The 15,199-nt window shown below is 66.9% G+C and carries 13 protein-coding genes; 7 read left to right on the top strand and 6 right to left on the bottom strand.

The genetic code is table 11. The features are described from left to right. The first annotated feature begins 378 nt into the window (after positions 1-378). Positions 379-846 carry a DUF4265 domain-containing protein gene (locus RTO53_RS10970; protein WP_312237821.1) on the top strand — a complete coding sequence of 156 codons (468 nt, stop codon included), beginning with the start codon at positions 379-381 and terminating at the stop codon, positions 844-846. 142 nt (positions 847-988) lie between these two features. On the opposite strand, the gene RTO53_RS10975 is transcribed toward RTO53_RS10970, so the two are convergent. Together RTO53_RS10975 and RTO53_RS10980 are read right to left on the bottom strand one after the other, a co-directional pair. Beyond that, positions 989-1,510, bottom strand: a complete 522-nt coding sequence (locus RTO53_RS10975) for a hypothetical protein (protein ID WP_312237822.1) — start codon at positions 1,508-1,510, stop codon at positions 989-991. Between the two features lie 380 nt (positions 1,511-1,890). Continuing rightward, positions 1,891-2,133, bottom strand: a complete 243-nt coding sequence (locus tag RTO53_RS10980; protein WP_312237823.1) for a hypothetical protein — start codon at positions 2,131-2,133, stop codon at positions 1,891-1,893. Positions 2,134-2,209: 76 nt separating this feature from the next. Here RTO53_RS10980 and RTO53_RS10985 point away from each other — a divergent pair, with 76 nt between their 5' ends. Then, complete coding sequence (locus RTO53_RS10985; protein WP_312237824.1) at positions 2,210-2,728, top strand: nuclear transport factor 2 family protein; 519 nt, start codon at positions 2,210-2,212, stop codon at positions 2,726-2,728. Positions 2,729-2,893: 165 nt separating this feature from the next. Here RTO53_RS10985 and RTO53_RS10990 read toward each other — a convergent pair whose 3' ends face one another. Beyond that, positions 2,894-4,276 carry a PLP-dependent aminotransferase family protein gene (locus RTO53_RS10990; RefSeq protein ID WP_312237825.1) on the bottom strand — a complete coding sequence of 461 codons (1,383 nt, stop codon included), beginning with the start codon at positions 4,274-4,276 and terminating at the stop codon, positions 2,894-2,896. 119 nt (positions 4,277-4,395) lie between these two features. Between RTO53_RS10990 and RTO53_RS10995 the strand changes: the two genes are divergently transcribed. From RTO53_RS10995 to RTO53_RS11005, 3 genes are all read left to right on the top strand, one after another. Further along, complete coding sequence (locus tag RTO53_RS10995; RefSeq protein ID WP_312237826.1) at positions 4,396-5,259, top strand: DMT family transporter; 864 nt, start codon at positions 4,396-4,398, stop codon at positions 5,257-5,259. 193 nt (positions 5,260-5,452) lie between these two features. Beyond that, positions 5,453-6,931, top strand: a complete 1,479-nt coding sequence (locus tag RTO53_RS11000) for a SulP family inorganic anion transporter (protein ID WP_312237827.1) — start codon at positions 5,453-5,455, stop codon at positions 6,929-6,931. A gap of 193 nt (positions 6,932-7,124) precedes the next feature. Next, positions 7,125-9,740, top strand: a complete 2,616-nt coding sequence (locus RTO53_RS11005) for a methyl-accepting chemotaxis protein (RefSeq protein ID WP_312237828.1) — start codon at positions 7,125-7,127, stop codon at positions 9,738-9,740. Between the two features lie 222 nt (positions 9,741-9,962). On the opposite strand, the gene RTO53_RS11010 is transcribed toward RTO53_RS11005, so the two are convergent. Further along, complete coding sequence (locus RTO53_RS11010; protein ID WP_312237829.1) at positions 9,963-10,526, bottom strand: DUF1003 domain-containing protein; 564 nt, start codon at positions 10,524-10,526, stop codon at positions 9,963-9,965. Between the two features lie 146 nt (positions 10,527-10,672). After that, complete coding sequence (locus RTO53_RS11015; protein ID WP_312237830.1) at positions 10,673-11,062, bottom strand: DUF2628 domain-containing protein; 390 nt, start codon at positions 11,060-11,062, stop codon at positions 10,673-10,675. A 196-nt stretch (positions 11,063-11,258) separates the two neighbouring features. Between RTO53_RS11015 and RTO53_RS11020 the strand changes: the two genes are divergently transcribed. Next, entirely contained in the window at positions 11,259-11,438 is a 180-nt protein-coding gene (locus RTO53_RS11020; RefSeq protein WP_312237831.1) for a hypothetical protein, read from the top strand. Positions 11,439-11,484: 46 nt separating this feature from the next. On the opposite strand, the gene RTO53_RS11025 is transcribed toward RTO53_RS11020, so the two are convergent. Beyond that, complete coding sequence (locus RTO53_RS11025; protein WP_312237832.1) at positions 11,485-13,521, bottom strand: TonB-dependent receptor; 2,037 nt, start codon at positions 13,519-13,521, stop codon at positions 11,485-11,487. A gap of 495 nt (positions 13,522-14,016) precedes the next feature. Here RTO53_RS11025 and mdoH point away from each other — a divergent pair. Continuing rightward, positions 14,017-15,199, top strand: a 1,183-nt coding sequence (gene mdoH / locus RTO53_RS11030) for a glucans biosynthesis glucosyltransferase MdoH (RefSeq protein ID WP_312237833.1), incomplete at its 3' end; no start/stop codon positions are given.

The following is a 15,199-nucleotide window of genomic DNA, read 5'->3' on the forward strand; positions in this document are numbered from 1 at the left end:
CGCCTTCGTGCAGCGTGTACATCTGTACCACGAGGGCGTCCGGGTCATCCGGCCCGCGCACGGCGCCGTCGTGCACGCCTTTGTGGATCCTTGTTTCCAGCTGCGCCCCTTCGGCGGAGATGACAAGCTGCAGGGCCAGTCCCGAGCATAGGAAAATCACCGCCATGGTCTGGCCGTGCCGGAAGTCGTCTGCTTGTCAGGTCGAGCAAAGAGAGCGTTCCCTGCACGTATTTGGGGAAGTCAACGAAAAAGCGCTGCAGGTTTGCCAAGCACCAGAGAGAGTGGTCACATTGATCAAAAATCTGGGGCGGAACAATGGTCCAGAAAGCGATGCTTGTCGAACGTGAAATCGCGAGAAGGTGCAGGAAATCCTGATGAATGGGCGAGGAGGCGATGATCGATAAATTGGTTCGCGTGGAATTCGATGTAGGTGGCGACAAGGTCGAGGTGATGCACGCGAAAGAGAGAGGTGATGGTCTGTTTGCCTTGGACAACTCTCCGCTTTATGCATACAACATTAGCTACGGGGATGTGTTTTCCGCGGTGGATATGGGGCCCCGAGGGCTGGTCTTCTGCGAGATCCTGGAGAGAGGCGGGCATTCCACCTATCGCGTCCGTTTGCGGGCGGGTGAAGAGCACCCGTTCTTTCTTCAACGCTGGCCGGCGATGGCGGCACTCGGCTGCAGCTACGAAGGCTCGGGATTGGCTGACAGGCGCCTCTATTCGATAGATGTCCCGGTTTTCACTGCTGTGCCCGACGTATACGGCTTGCTGGAGCGAGGCGAGGAAGAAGAAGCCTGGGAATTCGAGGAGGCTCACTACTTCAGGCCGGAAGGAGATCAATAGCCAACCAGCTTCCGGCTTGGGACTGCTGCTCGAGCGGCGCCTCGTCTACAGCGCCATATACCTGCAGCGGAAGGCCTTCTTCCGCCACGTCCACGGCGGAGCCGTGCCGGCAACGCACGCATCGGCATGACGTGCACGCAGTTCAACGCAACAACGAACGCGCCTGGTCGATACGCCAGGTATCGTTCAACGCGAGCACCACGGCGAAATTGCCGCACAGCAGGACCTCGGCCTCGTTGTCCTGGCGCAGGCAGCCGTCGGCACCCGGGAGCATGAGTACTTCGACCTGCCCGATGTAGTCGTGGCGGTCGTGATGCCGGGCACGCACCATCGAGCGGTACGGTCCGCGGACCGTGCGTACCACCGGGCGGGTGCCCGCAGTGTGGGCTGCCCGTGCCAGGTCGATGACGTTCCCGCGCGGCATTCGCCAGACGATGCGTTCTGGCTGGCCGAACCAGACGAGCGCCTCGACTTCGCGGGGATGCAGCGCACGGGTGGCCGGCGTGCGGCTGAGGTCGGCGACGGCGCCGCGGTCACGCAGCGCTATCCAGATCGCGCTACCGACCACGAACAGCGCCGCGGCCATCATGTACACGAAGACCAGCCCGAACCACGGCGAACTGTTGGGAATGCCGAACAGCATGGCAAAGAAGATGATCAGCATCAGCGGCTTGATCCACCCGTACCTGCTCTTTTCTTCCGTCACAGCCAATCCCGTGCATGGCGCCCCGCAACGCGGGGATAGCCCGCCATTTTGCCATCGAGTGCCACGCGTACGTGTGCGACGGGTGTGGAATGGCCGTGCGCGTGCATCGCCGCTGCGGCTGTCGGCATACGGCCGATACCTGTGGCATCACTGCACACAGCAGGCCGGCGAACGCGACCGACGGCGCGATGGCGGCAACGCCCACCCTGCAGGGCGCGGGGTGGGCGTTCGTTCCCGGAAGCGCTGCGTCGGCCGGTGGGCAGCGACGCTAAGTGGCCGAGCCGACCCACGGTCGGCTCTACCGGGCGGCGCGCGCCGATGGCCGCGCCTGGAGAGGCTCAGGTCGGTGCAAATCCTTTAGTGGTCTTCTTTTCGTTCTTCTCCGCCTTCTTTTCCTTGGCGGTCTTGGCGGGTTTCTTCTTCTGCTCTTTCTTGCTGTCCATGCCCTTGGCCATTGCGGTGTCTCCGTGGTGATTGCGCGGAGCATGGCACAGTTGGGGGCAGGTCGATGCATCGGGGGTGATGGAGGGGGCTTTGGGCACTTGAAGGTCGTGCCGCCGCATGGGAAAAGTGGCGGCCACGGCGAGGTTCTGGCCAGCTGGCCTGCAAGGTCCGCCGTCCGTAGCGCCGCCACCTCTCGATGAACAGGGAACTGCCATGAAGCCGCTCCAATCCGCCCGCATCCTGCTGCTCCTGGCCATCGGCACCGACGCCGCCTGGGCCGAACCGGCCAACGCCGAGATCGCCGCGGCAGACCTGTCCCGTACGATCACCGCGCTCGACCAGAAGGTGTTCGACGCTTACAACCGTTGCGATCTGGATGCGTTCGGTAGCTACTTCTCGCCGACGGTGGAGTTCTACCACGACAACGGCGGGGCTACCTTCGACCGTGCCACGGTGGTGGCCAATACGCGGAAATACATCTGCAACAAGGTACGGCGGGAGTTGGTCCCCGGTACGCTCAAGGTGTATCCGATCAAGGACTTTGGCGCGATCGAGGAAGGCGAGCACCGCTTCTGCGAGCTGGCCAGCGGTGCCTGCGAAGGCAGCGCCAAGTTCGTCATGGTGTGGCAGTTGAAGGATGGCCAGTGGCAGATGACGCGGGTGCTGAGCTACGGGCACCGCGCGTTGACCGATGCGGAGAAGGCTGCACTTGGGCATGGCAGTGGTAAATAGCGCTGAATAGCGCTAAATAGCGCGACTCAATGCACATCAACGCCACTCAGCGCGCCGCCTGCTGCCACGGCGTGTGCACGAACTCCAGGCTGTACCCATCCGGAGCCAGGAGGCCGGTTGCGGGGTAGCGGGGGTCGTCATGCATCGCCTCGATCCACAGGCGCATCACCCGCGCATGGCACGTGCCAGCACATCGAACACGCGACGGTCCTGCGCCTGGGCGGCATTGAAGCGCAGGAACCCGGCGGCGTTGAGCGAGGGGCTGAATGCATTGCCCGGCGCCAGCACCACGCCGTCGGCCAGGCAGCGACGGGCGATGGTCGCCGCGTCCAGGCCATCAGGCAGGCGGCACCACAGCAGCATGCCGGCCTGCGGTACCACCCATGGCGTGATGCCAAGCGTGGCCAACCGCGCCAGCGTGGCATCCCGCGCTGTCGCCAGCCGTGTGCGCACGGTCTCCACATGGCGACGGTAGCCGCTGTCGGTGAGCGCGGTCAGCAGGATGTCCGCAGCAAGGCGACCGCCGCCGAAACTGGTGGCGATTTTCAGGTCGGCCAGGCTGTCGATCCAGTCGGGGCGGGCGGCGATATAGCCGCAGCGCACCGAGGCCGACAGCGTCTTGGAGAAACTGCCGACCTGGATCACCCGCGACAGACCGTCGAAGGCGGCCAGTCGCGGTGCGGGGCTGTGCTCGAAATCGGCGAACAGGTCATCCTCGACGATGACCAGGTCGCTGTTGTCGGCACGCTTGAGCAGCTGGTGCGCGGTGACCGGCGAGAGCACCGCGCCGGTCGGGTTCTGGATGCCGGAATTGGTGATGTACAGACGCGGTGCGTGCGCCTGGAGTGCGGCGCCGAAGGCCTCGACGTCCGGTCCGTTCGGGGTGTAGGGGATGCCCACCACCTGCACGCGATGCGCCTTGAGCAGCGCAAGGAAGTTGAAGTAGCAGGGATCGTCGACCAGCACCGTGTCGCCGGGCTGCAGCAAGAAGCGACAGATCAGGTCGACGGCGTGCGAGCCGGACTCGGTCAGCATGATCTGCTCCGGCGCCACCTCCACCCCATGCCCGGCCAGGCGCCGCGCCAGCAGCTGGCGCAGTGGCGGCAGGCCGAGCGGCGTGGCGTAGTCGGCCAGTGCCGATGCCGGTGCGCGCGCCGCGCTGCGCAGGCCGCGGCGGATGCCTTCGACGTACATCCAGTCCTCGGGCAGCCAGCCGCAGCCGGGTTTGAGCAGGCTGGCGTCGGGCTCCAGCGATTGCCGTGCCAACCACAGCGGATCGACCTGGCGGTCGCGTGGCGGATCGATCCCGGCCAGCGCCAGCGGCGCCACCGGGCCGCACACGTGGAAGCCGGCGCCGGGCCGCGCGCTGATCAGGCCTTCGGCGGTCAGGCGCGCATAGGCTTCCACCACGGTGGAGACCGATACCTGCATCGCCTTGGCTTGTGCACGGACCGAGGGCAGGCGCATGCCCGGCACGTAGCTGCGGGCGCTGATGCGGTCGCGCACGGTGGCCATGACGACGTCGATGCGGGTGGGGGTCAGGCGCATGCGCAGCGGTTCCGTACGGTGTGTGTAGGCATAACAGTTCGGTCCAAGTGTACTGGACTGTGTCTGGGCCATGCCACCGGCCGCGTGATCCACTGGCCGCCACTTTCAAGGATTTCAGCATGGACACCACGACGCGCGGCTGGCTCAACGGATTCATCGGCGTGCTGATTTTCGCCGGCTCGTTGCCGGCCACGCGCGCGGCGGTCGCCGACCTCGATCCGACCTTCCTGACCGCTGCACGCGCCAGCATTGCCGCGCTGCTGGGGTTGGCGATGCTGCTGGTGCTGCGCCAGCGACGCCCCTCGCGCGCGGACGTGGCCGGGTTGCTGGTGGTGGCGCTGGGCGTGGTGGTCGGGTTTCCGCTGTTGACCGCGTTGGCGCTGCAACATGTTTCGTCGGCGCATTCGATCGTGTTCCTGGGCCTGCTGCCGCTGAGCACGGCGCTGTTCGGCGTGCTGCGTGGTGGCGAGCGCCTGCGTCCGGCGTTCTGGGGCTTCTCACTGCTGGGCAGCGCGTCGGTGGTGGGCTATGCGCTGCTTGGCGCCGGGCAGGCCTCGCTGCAGGGCGACCTGCTGATGCTGGCCGCGGTGCTGGTGTGCGGCCTGGGCTATGCCGAAGGCGCGCGGCTGTCGCGCACGCTGGGCGGCTGGCAGGTGATCAGCTGGGCGTTGGTGTTGTCCCTGCCGTTGATGCTGCCGCTGCTGTGGCTGCGCTGGCCGGCCACCTTGGCCGACGTCGGCAACCCGGCCTGGCTGGGGTTGGGGTACGTTTCGGTGTTCAGCATGCTGGTCGGTTTCATGTTCTGGTACCGCGGGCTGGCACAGGGCGGTATCGCCGCGGTCGGTCAGCTGCAGTTGCTGCAGCCCTTCTTCGGCCTGGGGCTGGCCGCATTGCTGCTGCACGAGCAGGTCAGCGCGATGATGCTGCTGGTGACGCTGTGTGCGGTGACCTGCGTTGCCGGGGCCAAGCGGTTCGCGCGCTGAGGCCGCCGCGCGTTGAGCCGGGCAGGTGCCTGCGCTATCCTGCGCGCCGCTTTCGCCGCCCCTGCTGGATTGTTGTGATGACGCCACCCTGATACCGCGTTGACCACGCGCCCGTGCCACGGCCGGGTCCAGGAGTGCCTTGTCCTCATCACACAACGCGCCGTGCGCATCGCCGGTGCGCGGAGCTTTTCACATGTCCGTTTCCTATCCGCTGCGCCAGCAATGGCTCGGCAATATCCGCGGTGACCTGCTGTCGGGCACGGTGGTCGCGCTGGCCCTGATTCCCGAAGCGATCGCGTTTTCGATCATCGCCGGGGTCGACCCCAAAGTCGGGCTGTACGCTTCGTTCTGCATCGCGGTGGTGACCGCCATCGCCGGCGGGCGCCCGGGCATGATCTCGGCGGCAACCGGGGCGATGGCGCTGGTGATGGTCGACCTGGTCAAGGAGCATGGCCTGCAGTACCTGCTGGCGGCGACGATCCTGGCCGGCGGATTGCAGCTGCTCGCCGGGGCGCTGAAGCTGGGGGCGCTGATGCGCTTCGTGTCGCGCTCGGTGATCACCGGCTTCGTCAACGCGTTGGCGATCCTGATTTTCCTGGCACAGATGCCCGAGCTGATCGGGCGCTCCTGGCACGTCTGGGCAGTGTGTGCCGCCGGGTTGGCCATCATCTACCTGCTGCCACGGGTGACCCGCGCGGTGCCCTCGCCGCTGGTGGCGATCGTGGTGCTCACCGCGCTGTCCATCGGCCTGCACTGGGAGGTGCGCACGGTGGGCGATATGGGCGCACTGCCCGACAGCCTGCCGGTGTTCCTGTTCCCGGACGTACCGTTGACCTGGGACACCCTGCGCCTGCTGCTGCCGGTGTCGGCGACGCTGGCGGTGGTGGGTCTGCTGGAATCGATGATGACCGCGCAGATCGTCGAGGACATGACCGATACGCCCAGCCAGCGCAACCGCGAGTGCGCCGGGCAGGGCCTGGCCAACATCACCGCCGGCCTGTTCGGTGGCATGGGCGGCTGCGCGATGATCGGCCAGTCGGTGATCAACGTCTCCTCCGGCGGGCGTGGCCGGCTGTCGTGCCTGGTGGCCGGGGTGCTGCTGCTGTTGCTGGTGGTGTATGGGGCCGCATGGGTGCGGCAGATCCCGATGGCCGCGCTGGTGGCGGTGATGATCATGGTGAGCATCGGCACCTTCCATTGGCGTTCGTTCCAGGAGCTGCGCCAGCACCCGAAGAGTTCGTCGATGGTGATGCTCGCCACGGTGGCGGTAACCGTGGCCACCCACGACCTGGCCAAGGGCGTGCTGACCGGGGTGCTGTTGTCGGCGCTGTTCTTCGCGCGCAAGGTCGGACGGATGCTGCAGGTGGAGCATGCCGTCGAAGCCGACGGCACCGGCGTCTACCGCGTCAGCGGGCAGGTGTTCTTTGCCTCGGCCGGGCAGTTCGCGGCCAGTTTCGACCTGCAGCAGGTGCCGGCGCGGGTGGTGATCGACCTGGCCGACGCACACTTCTGGGACCTCAGCGCGGTGGCCGCGCTGGAGCGGGTGGTGGGCCGGTTGCGCGCGCATGGCGCGCAGGTGGAGGTGCGCGGGCTCAACGCGGCCAGCCAGACCCTGGTCGAACGGCTGGGGCGGCGCGGTGGCGAAGACGCGTCGCGGCCCGGCGAACACTGAACAGGGTCAGGAAGCGATCCTCAACATCGGCGCGCGGGCGCCGTTATCCAGCTCAATGCCCCGGTATATCTGATCGGGGTACTGATCGGGCGTGAGTCGCACCGCCCCGACCAGGACCGCAATGGACTGCGTGAAGCCGTAGCTGGCGCCCAAGGGCGTCGGCTGATCTGTACTCCTTTCCGGAACCGCCCCCATGCCCGCGTCCCGCTCACCTTCCCCGCGTCCCGGCAGCATCGCCAACCGGCTGATGCTGGGTACCGCGCTGATCGCCATGCTCTGCTTCGGCGTCACCGCGGCCATCAGTTACCGCGAAGCCAGCCAGGCGCTGATCGATGCATCGCGGCAGACCATGCAGAGCCAAGCCGACGCCGAATCGCGCCGGGTCGGTGCGGAACTGGCCGCCGCGTTCTCCACCAGCCAGGCGCTGGCCGACAGCCTGGTGGTGCAGCACACTGCCGGTACGCTGACGCGCGCAACGGCCTCGGACGTGCTGCAGCAGCAGCTGCGCTCGCACCCGGAATGGGTGGGGCTGGGCACGCTGTGGGAGCCGCAGGCCTTCGATGGCAAGGACAGCGAGTTCGTCGATGCGCCGGCGCACGACGCCAGCGGCCGCTTCATGAGCTACTGGTCCTGGCAGGACGGCACCCCGGTGCAGGACGCGCTCAAGGGCTACGACGTGCCCGGCGATGGCGACTGGTACCTGCGGCCGCGCGCGCTCAAGCGGCAGACCGTGGCCGAGCCGTACCGCTATGAAATTGCCGGCAAGCCGGTGCTGATGACCACGCTGTCCACCCCGGTGCTGGACAAGGGCGAATTCCTTGGCGCGGTCACCGTCGATTTCGGGCTGGCCGCGCTGCAGGAACGGCTGGCCGCGCTGCGCCCGATGGGCGAGGGCCGCGTCGAGCTGATTTCGCCCGGTGGCATCGTGCTGGCCGCCAAGGACGCCCGTGAAATCGGCAAGCGCCGCGATGACCCGGCCACCCGCAGCATCCTGGCCGCCGTCGGGGCGGACAAGCCGTTCCAGGACTTCAACGTGGACGCCGCCGGTGACGTCAAGGCGTATGTGCCGCTGCGCATCGGCAACAGCCAGGAACGCTTCGCACTGGGCGTGATCGTGCCGCACGACCTGATCACCGCGCAGGCGCGCGCGCTGCTGTGGATCATCCTGGCGGTGGGCCTGGGCGCGGCGCTGGTGCTCAGTGCCAGCGTGTACGTGCTGCTGCGTCGCCAGGCGATCCGCCCGCTGGCCGATGCCGTGCGGTTGTCCGTGGACGTGGCCGAAGGCCGCCTGGACACGGCGCTGCCGCCGCCGCGCAATGACGAAGTGGGCCGACTGCTGGAGTCGATGCAGCGCATGCGCAGCCAGCTGCAGGCGGTGATGGCCGCGCAGGCCGACATGGCCCAGCGCCACGACGCCGGCGAGCTGAGTTATCGGATGGACGCGCAGGCCTTCCCCGGCGCGTACGGGCGCATGGTGGACGACACCAACCAGCTGGTCGGGGCGAACATCGCCGTGACCCGTCGCCTGGTCGAGGTGATGCAGCGCTACGCGGTCGGCGATCTGTCCCAGGACATGGACCGCCTGCCGGGCGAGCAGGCCCGCTTCACCGACGCGATGGATACCACCAAGGCCAACCTGCGCGCGATCAATACCCAGATCCGCGACCTGGCCAGCGCGGCCGCGCTGGGCGACTTCACCCAGCGGGGCGACGTGGTGCGCTTCGACCACGACTTCCGCGGGATGGTCGAGAACCTCAACACCATGATGCAGGTCAGCGACGACAACCTGCAGCAGATTTCCGCACTGCTGCGCGCGATCGCCGCCGGCGACCTCACTGCGCGCATGCAGGGTGAGTTCCATGGCGTGTTCGCGCGGATGCGCGACGATGCCGATACCACGGTCACCCAGCTGACCGACATCGTCGGCCGCATCCAGCAGGCCACCGACAGCATCAACCTGGCCGCCGGCGAGATCGCCTCGGGCAACAGCGACCTGTCGCGTCGCACCGAACAGCAGGCCGCCAGCCTGGAAGAAACCGCGGCATCGATGGAGGAACTGACCTCCACCGTGCGGCAGAACGCCGACCACGCCGTGCAGGCCAACCAGCTGGCCGCCAACGCCGCCGAGGTGGCGTCGCAGGGTGGGCAGGTGGTGGGTCAGGTGGTCACCACCATGGCCGGCATCGAGTCCTCGTCCAAGCGCATCGCCGAGATCATCTCGGTCATCGATGGCATCGCCTTCCAGACCAACATCCTGGCCTTGAACGCCGCGGTGGAAGCGGCTCGCGCGGGTGAGCAGGGCCGCGGTTTCGCCGTGGTCGCCTCGGAAGTGCGCGCGCTGGCGCAGCGCTCGGCCGGTGCCGCCAAGGAGATCAAGACGCTGATCGACGACTCGGTGGACCAGGTGACCCAGGGCTCGGTGCTGGTGCGGACCGCGGGGCGCACCATGGAAGAGATCGTCAGCGGCGTGCGTCGGGTCAACGACATCATGGCCGAGATTTCCGCCGCTTCGAAGGAACAGTCCGCCGGCATCGAGCAGGTCAACCAGACCATCACCCAGATGGACGAAACCACCCAGCAGAATGCCGCGCTGGTCGAAGAGGCCACTGCCGCCGCGCGTGCGATGGAGGAACAGGCGCAGCAGCTGGGGACGGCGGTGGCGATCTTCCGTATCGAGGCCGTTGCCGGTGTCACCGGGCCTGTGGGCGCTCGCGTTCCAGCGCCGCCCCGGCGTGTTGCCGCGGCGGCCCGGGGTGCGGCGCGCGTGCCGGCAGAAGCAGTGGCCGGGGGCGACTGGCAGGCGTTCTGATCGGTCAGCGTTGCTCCAGCCCACGACCACGGTGGTCGGCTGGAGCGGCGGCAGGTTCCTTCGTCACGCCAGGTCCAGGCGGCGCTCAGCTGCAATGCGTCGCTGCCCGAAAGGCCGTTACCTCGGCGACGGTGCTGCGCGCGCTGCAGGTCACGCCACCCAGCGTAGCCGCAGCGATGGCCACTACGTCATGGGGCATCGCGGCGAGGCATGCCGCGTCGCTCACGCAGTGGGCGGGGCCGCCGGCGCGCGCGCCACCAGTTCGCTCAGCAGGTCGATCTGGCGCTGTTGCTGCTGCAGGATCTGCAGCAGCGTGTCATGGCTGACCGCATCCACTTTTTCATGCAGCGACATGATTTCCAGCTCGGCCTTGAGGTTCACCTCGTAGTCGTAGGCGGCCATCTGCCGGTCCTTCATCGCCTGCCGGTTCTGGCTCATCATGATCACCGGTGCCTGGATCGCCGCCAGCATGGACAGCATGAGATTGAGGAAGATGTAGGGATACGGATCGAACGCTGTCTTGCCCAGGATCTCGCTGTTGAGCGCCACCCAGATCACCAGGGCGGCACCGAACAGCAGGATGAGGTGCCACGACCCACCGAAGCTGGCGACCTTGTCGGCCAGCCGCTCGCCGAAGGTGGACTGCTCGGCCAGGCGACGGTTGGGGTCATCGACCACCACGCGCCGCCCGATCGCGCGTTTGGCGACGGCGTCCAGGTCATGGGTCTGTCGGCCCAGCCAGCGCGCGGCGCGTTCGAGGCGATCATTGTTCGGCGTAGTAGACATGCTGGACTCCAGGACGCGGTTGCCGGCAGGGTGATCGGCGCTGGGGAAAGGACGGGTGAGGGTCGCGCCGCGGCCCATGCGGCAGAACGAAAAGGCCCGGTCTTTCGACCGGGCCCTGGATCAACATCAATCCCGCAAGGCAGCGCTTACCAGCGCATGCCCGCAAAGGGGTTCCAGCTGGTGTCGCCCTTCACCTTCTCCAGGTAATAGGAGTAGTTGGTGGTGAGCGCGATGAGCAGCGACCAGGCGATGCCGACGCCACGGCCGACGACGTCGGGCATGAACGACACCAGGATCATCAGCACGATGGTGATGCCCAGGATGGTCAGGGCCTTGCGCCACATGCCCAGGATGAGCAGGTAGATCCAGCTGAAGAACAGGGCGAAGAAGTTGAAGTTGACCTTGATCTTCTGGCCGAACGGCAGCTCCTTGTAGGCGGCCTTGAACGCCGGGGTATTCGGCGCGCCGTAGGTGTCGAAGAAGTTGAAGCGGAACTGCCACTTGGGGCTGAACTGGGAGGTAGTGTTGGAATCCATATCCGTCTTATGTAGGTTGTAAACGGTTACATGATAGCGGCTGCCTATGTATGGCCGCCAGTTTTCTGTCGCACCGGGCGGGTTTTCTGTCGGAGTGCAGGACCCGTCACACATCTGTCCGCAATTTCCTATAGGGTGCGCATTCCGCGCGGCAGGGAGCCCCGCGGGAATTGGAATGCAACGAGATAACCAGACCATGTCCAGTGTTGTGATCACCGCTGAGCGTCCGCCGGCAGGCCCGCTGATCGCGCCATGCCCGCAGGCTACCCAGGCCCAGCATCTGCTGGCGCACCTGCAGTTTTCCCAGCTCGGTACGCGTGCGCTGACCCGGCCGCCGCTGGATGCCGACATCGCCGTGTCGGCGACGCCGGCCTGATCGGCCAACGCGCGGAGCAGGCTCCGCGCGCTGCCAGCGCCTCGCCTCAGAAGCGCGCGGTCATCCCCACGAAGTAGCTGCGGCCGGCCACGAAGTAGTCGGTGGCACCTTCGGCATACAACTTCTTGTCGGCGATGTTGCTGACGCCCGCGCGCACGGTCAGTGCGTCGTTGACGTGCCAGGCCGCGGTCATGTCGTATAGCGTGTAGGCCTTGATGAACGTGCTGGCCACGCCGTCCTGCTTGCCGGTGTACTGCGCCGAGACCGTGGCCGAGAACGCCTCGACCGGGCTCCAGTCCACCGACGAATAGCCGGAAAACTCGGGAGTGTCGATCAGGTTCTCGCCGGTGGTGAGGTTCTTGGCTTCCTTCATCCAGGTGGCCGAGGTGCGCCAGCGCCAGTGCTCACCCAGGCCCAGGTTGAAGTTGCCTTCCATGCCGCTGGTGCGGGCGCGGTCGACGTTGTCCATGCGCGTCCACCAGTACCCGTTGAAATAGCCGAGGGGTTCGTACTCGATCTTGTTCTTGAAGTCGGTATGGAAATAGGTCAGGCCGGTATCGACGGTGCCGTTGTCGAAGTTGAAGCCGACCTCGCGGTTGGTGCTGGTTTCCGGGTCCAGGTTCGGGTTGCCGGCCATGTAGCAGCTGCCGCTGATGTAACCCAGCGGGCGCAGCGAGCCGCAGCCGCGGCCACCGGATTCGGTCGCGGCCGAGGCGGCGTTCTCGGTCAGGCTGGGGGCGCGGAAGCCCTTGGAGATGCCGCCGCGCAGGGTCCAGCTTTCGGCCGGATGGTAGACCAGGTACGCACGCGGACTGACGTGGCTGCCGAACTGCTCATGGTGGTCCAGCCGCGCCCCCAGGGTGAGGGCAAGCGTTTCGTGCAGCTTCAGTTCGTCCTCGACGAACACCGCCCAGGTATCCACTTCCAGCGTTGAACCTGCCACCGGGTTGCCGGCGTAATCGACCGGGGCCTGGCCGATGGTGTCGGTGTTGGTCAGCTGCTGGCGCTTCCACTGGCCGCCGACGCTCAACTGGTGATCCACCCACAGTGTGAACGGGGTGCTCAGGCTGCCTTCCAGGATCATGTCCTTGGCCTGCGAACGCCCGGTGGGGCCGATGTCGTTCTTGAATTCGGTCCAGTAGCCGGTGACCTTGGACGTGCCGAAGGACCAGTTGCCGTTGTGGCTCAGCGACAGGCTGGTGCGCTTGAGCTCGCTCGCGCCCCAGGCCCCGTCGCCCTCGTCTTCCAGCGTGGTGCTGGCGAAGGCCTGCTGCACGCCGTAGCCGGCCTCCAGCTGCAGGCTCTGCGCCTCGCTCAGCCTCCAGTCCAGCAGTGCGTCGACGTTGCGGTCCTTTTCACCGCCATAGGCATTGCCGTAGACGCCGCCGTTGCTGCGGTCGGAAGCGCGGTGGGTGTAGTTGGCCCCCAGGCGCATGCCGATGTTCTCGGTGAGCGGGCCGGAGAAGTTGGCGCCGATCTGCTGGGTATCGCCGCGCTTGCTGTCCTGCGGGGAGGTGTAGTTGTGCGTCGCGCTGCCGCCCCAGGTGTCACCGATGCGGCGGGTGATGATGTTGATCACCCCGCCCATCGCGTCCGAGCCATACAGCGAGGACATCGGGCCGCGCACCACTTCGATGCGCTCGATCTGGTCCGGGGAGATCCAGTTGAGGTCCTGACGGCCAAGATCGGGACGGTAGTTGGTCGACGCCGAACTGCCCACGCGCTTGCCGTCGATCAGGATCAGCGTGTAGTTGGAGGGCATGCCGCGCAGCTTGATCTTGGACTGTTCGCCGGCGGCGCTGAGCCCACCGGTGACGCCGGGAATGCGGCTGAGCAGGGTGCCCAGGTCATGCACGGGCTGGCGTTCGATGTCTTCGCGGGTAATCACGCTGATGCTGGCCGGCGCATCCTTGATCCACTGCTGGTTGCCCGAGGCGGTGACCACCACGGTATCCAGGTCCTTGGCGGCAGGGTCGGCGGCGACCTCGGCCAGGGCGATGCCGGGGCTGGCCAGCAGCAGGCAGACGGCGACGGCGAGGGGGGCGCGGACCGGCCGCGCGGGGGAGGAACAGAAAACAGACATGAGGGTCTTCCATGGAGGGGATGGATCCCCGACCGGGAAGCGACTGGCGATGTCAGTACGACGAAAGCAGGCAACCCGACCGGTGGGACTGCGCACGGCGGACTGCCGGCGCGTCTGGGTGGGTAGTGCGGTATCGCCTGCCTGCCTGGTTAACGGAATGATAACCGTTTACAAAATGAATGGGCAGAGGCCCGCCGCTCAAGGCCTGCGGCGTTCTGTCGCAACCGGCGCCGTCGCGGATTTGCTGAATGGGGAGAAATCGACGGACCAGCCTTCGCGCGCGGCTTACATTTGGCCCCCTATGCTGGGCCGCATTTTTCGCCTCAGTCCCGTTGGAGAGTTCGTGGGTTCCGGTAGTGACACACAACAGCTGCGTGCCGGTCACGGCCCTGCGCAGGTAGGATGCAAGGGCGCCGCTGGGCGTACCGGGATCTGGATGACCCTCTCCGCACCGGGCATGCCCGGGATGGCACCACTCACGCAGGATAGCCGCCGATGAGTGTGCAATCAGTCAAGACCGTGGTCGACGCCGGGCGCGCGACGCTGCCGGCCGAAGCGCCGATGGCGATGCCCGAGCAGTCCTTCCGCGAAGGCCGGCTGAAGGTGCCGCGCCAGCGCACCGCACCGCGGTTGATGGCGCTGCGCCGCTTCTACATCCTGGGCGGCACCGCGGCGATGACCATCGCCGCCACCGTGATGATGTGGAAGGTGCTGGCGATGAACGGCATCACCGTGCTTGAGGCGTGCCTGCTGGTGCTGTTCGTGGCGCTGTTTGCGTGGATCGCGCTGTCCTTTGCCGGGGCGGTGGCGGGCTTCCTCACCGCGGTGTTCGACCGCGGCTACAAGCTGGGCATCGACCCGGACCAGCCGCTGCCGGTGGTGCACACCCGCACCGCCCTGCTGATGCCCACCTACAACGAAGACCCGCGCCGCCTGCTGGCCGGCCTGCAGGCCATCTACGAATCGGTGGCCGAAACCGGCCAGCTGGCGCAGTTCGATTTCTTCGTGCTAAGCGATACCCGTCGCGACGACGTCGGCGCCGCCGAGGAACAGGCCTTCGCCGACCTGTGCGATGCGGTGGGTGGGCATGAGCGGCTGTTCTATCGCCGTCGTGGCGACAATTCCGGGCGCAAGGCCGGCAACATCGCCGACTGGGTGCGCCGCTTCGGTGCGCGCTACCCGCAGATGCTGATCCTGGACGCGGACAGCCTGATGACCGGCGACACCATCGTGCGCCTGGTGGCCGGCATGGAGCACAACCCCGACGTCGGCCTGATCCAGACCCTGCCGGCGGTGATCGGCGGGCGCACGCTGTTTGCGCGCATGCAGCAGTTCGGCGGTCGCGTCTACGGGCCGGTGATCGGCCGTGGCGTGGCCTGGTGGCACGGCGCCGAGAGCAACTACTGGGGCCACAACGCGATCATCCGGACCGAAGCCTTCGCCGACAACGCCGGCCTGCCCGCGCTGCCGGGCAAGCAGCCGTTCGGCGGCCACGTGCTCAGCCACGATTTCGTCGAAGCGGCGTTGATGCGTCGCGGTGGCTGGGCCACGCACATGGTGCCGTACCTGAAAGGCAGCTACGAAGAAGGCCCGCCCACCCTCACCGACATGCTGGTGCGCGACCGTCGCTGGTGCCAGGGCAACCTGCAGCACGCCAAGGTGGTCCGCTCCAAGGGCC

The organism is Stenotrophomonas sp., from assembly GCF_031995405.1.
Lineage (GTDB): Bacteria > Pseudomonadota > Gammaproteobacteria > Xanthomonadales > Xanthomonadaceae > Stenotrophomonas.

Excerpts from the sequence above, each read along its gene's own strand:
- RTO53_RS10970 (WP_312237821.1), top strand. The coding sequence starts at position 379 with ATGGGCGAGGAGGCGATGATCGATAAATTGGTTCGCGTGGAATTCGAT.
- RTO53_RS10975 (WP_312237822.1), bottom strand. The coding sequence starts at position 1,510 with ATGCTGATCATCTTCTTTGCCATGCTGTTCGGCATTCCCAACAGTTCG.
- RTO53_RS10985 (WP_312237824.1), top strand. The coding sequence starts at position 2,210 with ATGAAGCCGCTCCAATCCGCCCGCATCCTGCTGCTCCTGGCCATCGGC.
- RTO53_RS10990 (WP_312237825.1), bottom strand. The coding sequence starts at position 4,276 with ATGCGCCTGACCCCCACCCGCATCGACGTCGTCATGGCCACCGTGCGC.
- RTO53_RS10995 (WP_312237826.1), top strand. The coding sequence starts at position 4,396 with ATGGACACCACGACGCGCGGCTGGCTCAACGGATTCATCGGCGTGCTG.
- RTO53_RS11000 (WP_312237827.1), top strand. The coding sequence starts at position 5,453 with ATGTCCGTTTCCTATCCGCTGCGCCAGCAATGGCTCGGCAATATCCGC.
- RTO53_RS11005 (WP_312237828.1), top strand. The coding sequence starts at position 7,125 with ATGCCCGCGTCCCGCTCACCTTCCCCGCGTCCCGGCAGCATCGCCAAC.
- RTO53_RS11010 (WP_312237829.1), bottom strand. The coding sequence starts at position 10,526 with ATGTCTACTACGCCGAACAATGATCGCCTCGAACGCGCCGCGCGCTGG.
- RTO53_RS11015 (WP_312237830.1), bottom strand. The coding sequence starts at position 11,062 with ATGGATTCCAACACTACCTCCCAGTTCAGCCCCAAGTGGCAGTTCCGC.
- RTO53_RS11020 (WP_312237831.1), top strand. The coding sequence starts at position 11,259 with ATGTCCAGTGTTGTGATCACCGCTGAGCGTCCGCCGGCAGGCCCGCTG.
- RTO53_RS11025 (WP_312237832.1), bottom strand. The coding sequence starts at position 13,521 with ATGTCTGTTTTCTGTTCCTCCCCCGCGCGGCCGGTCCGCGCCCCCCTC.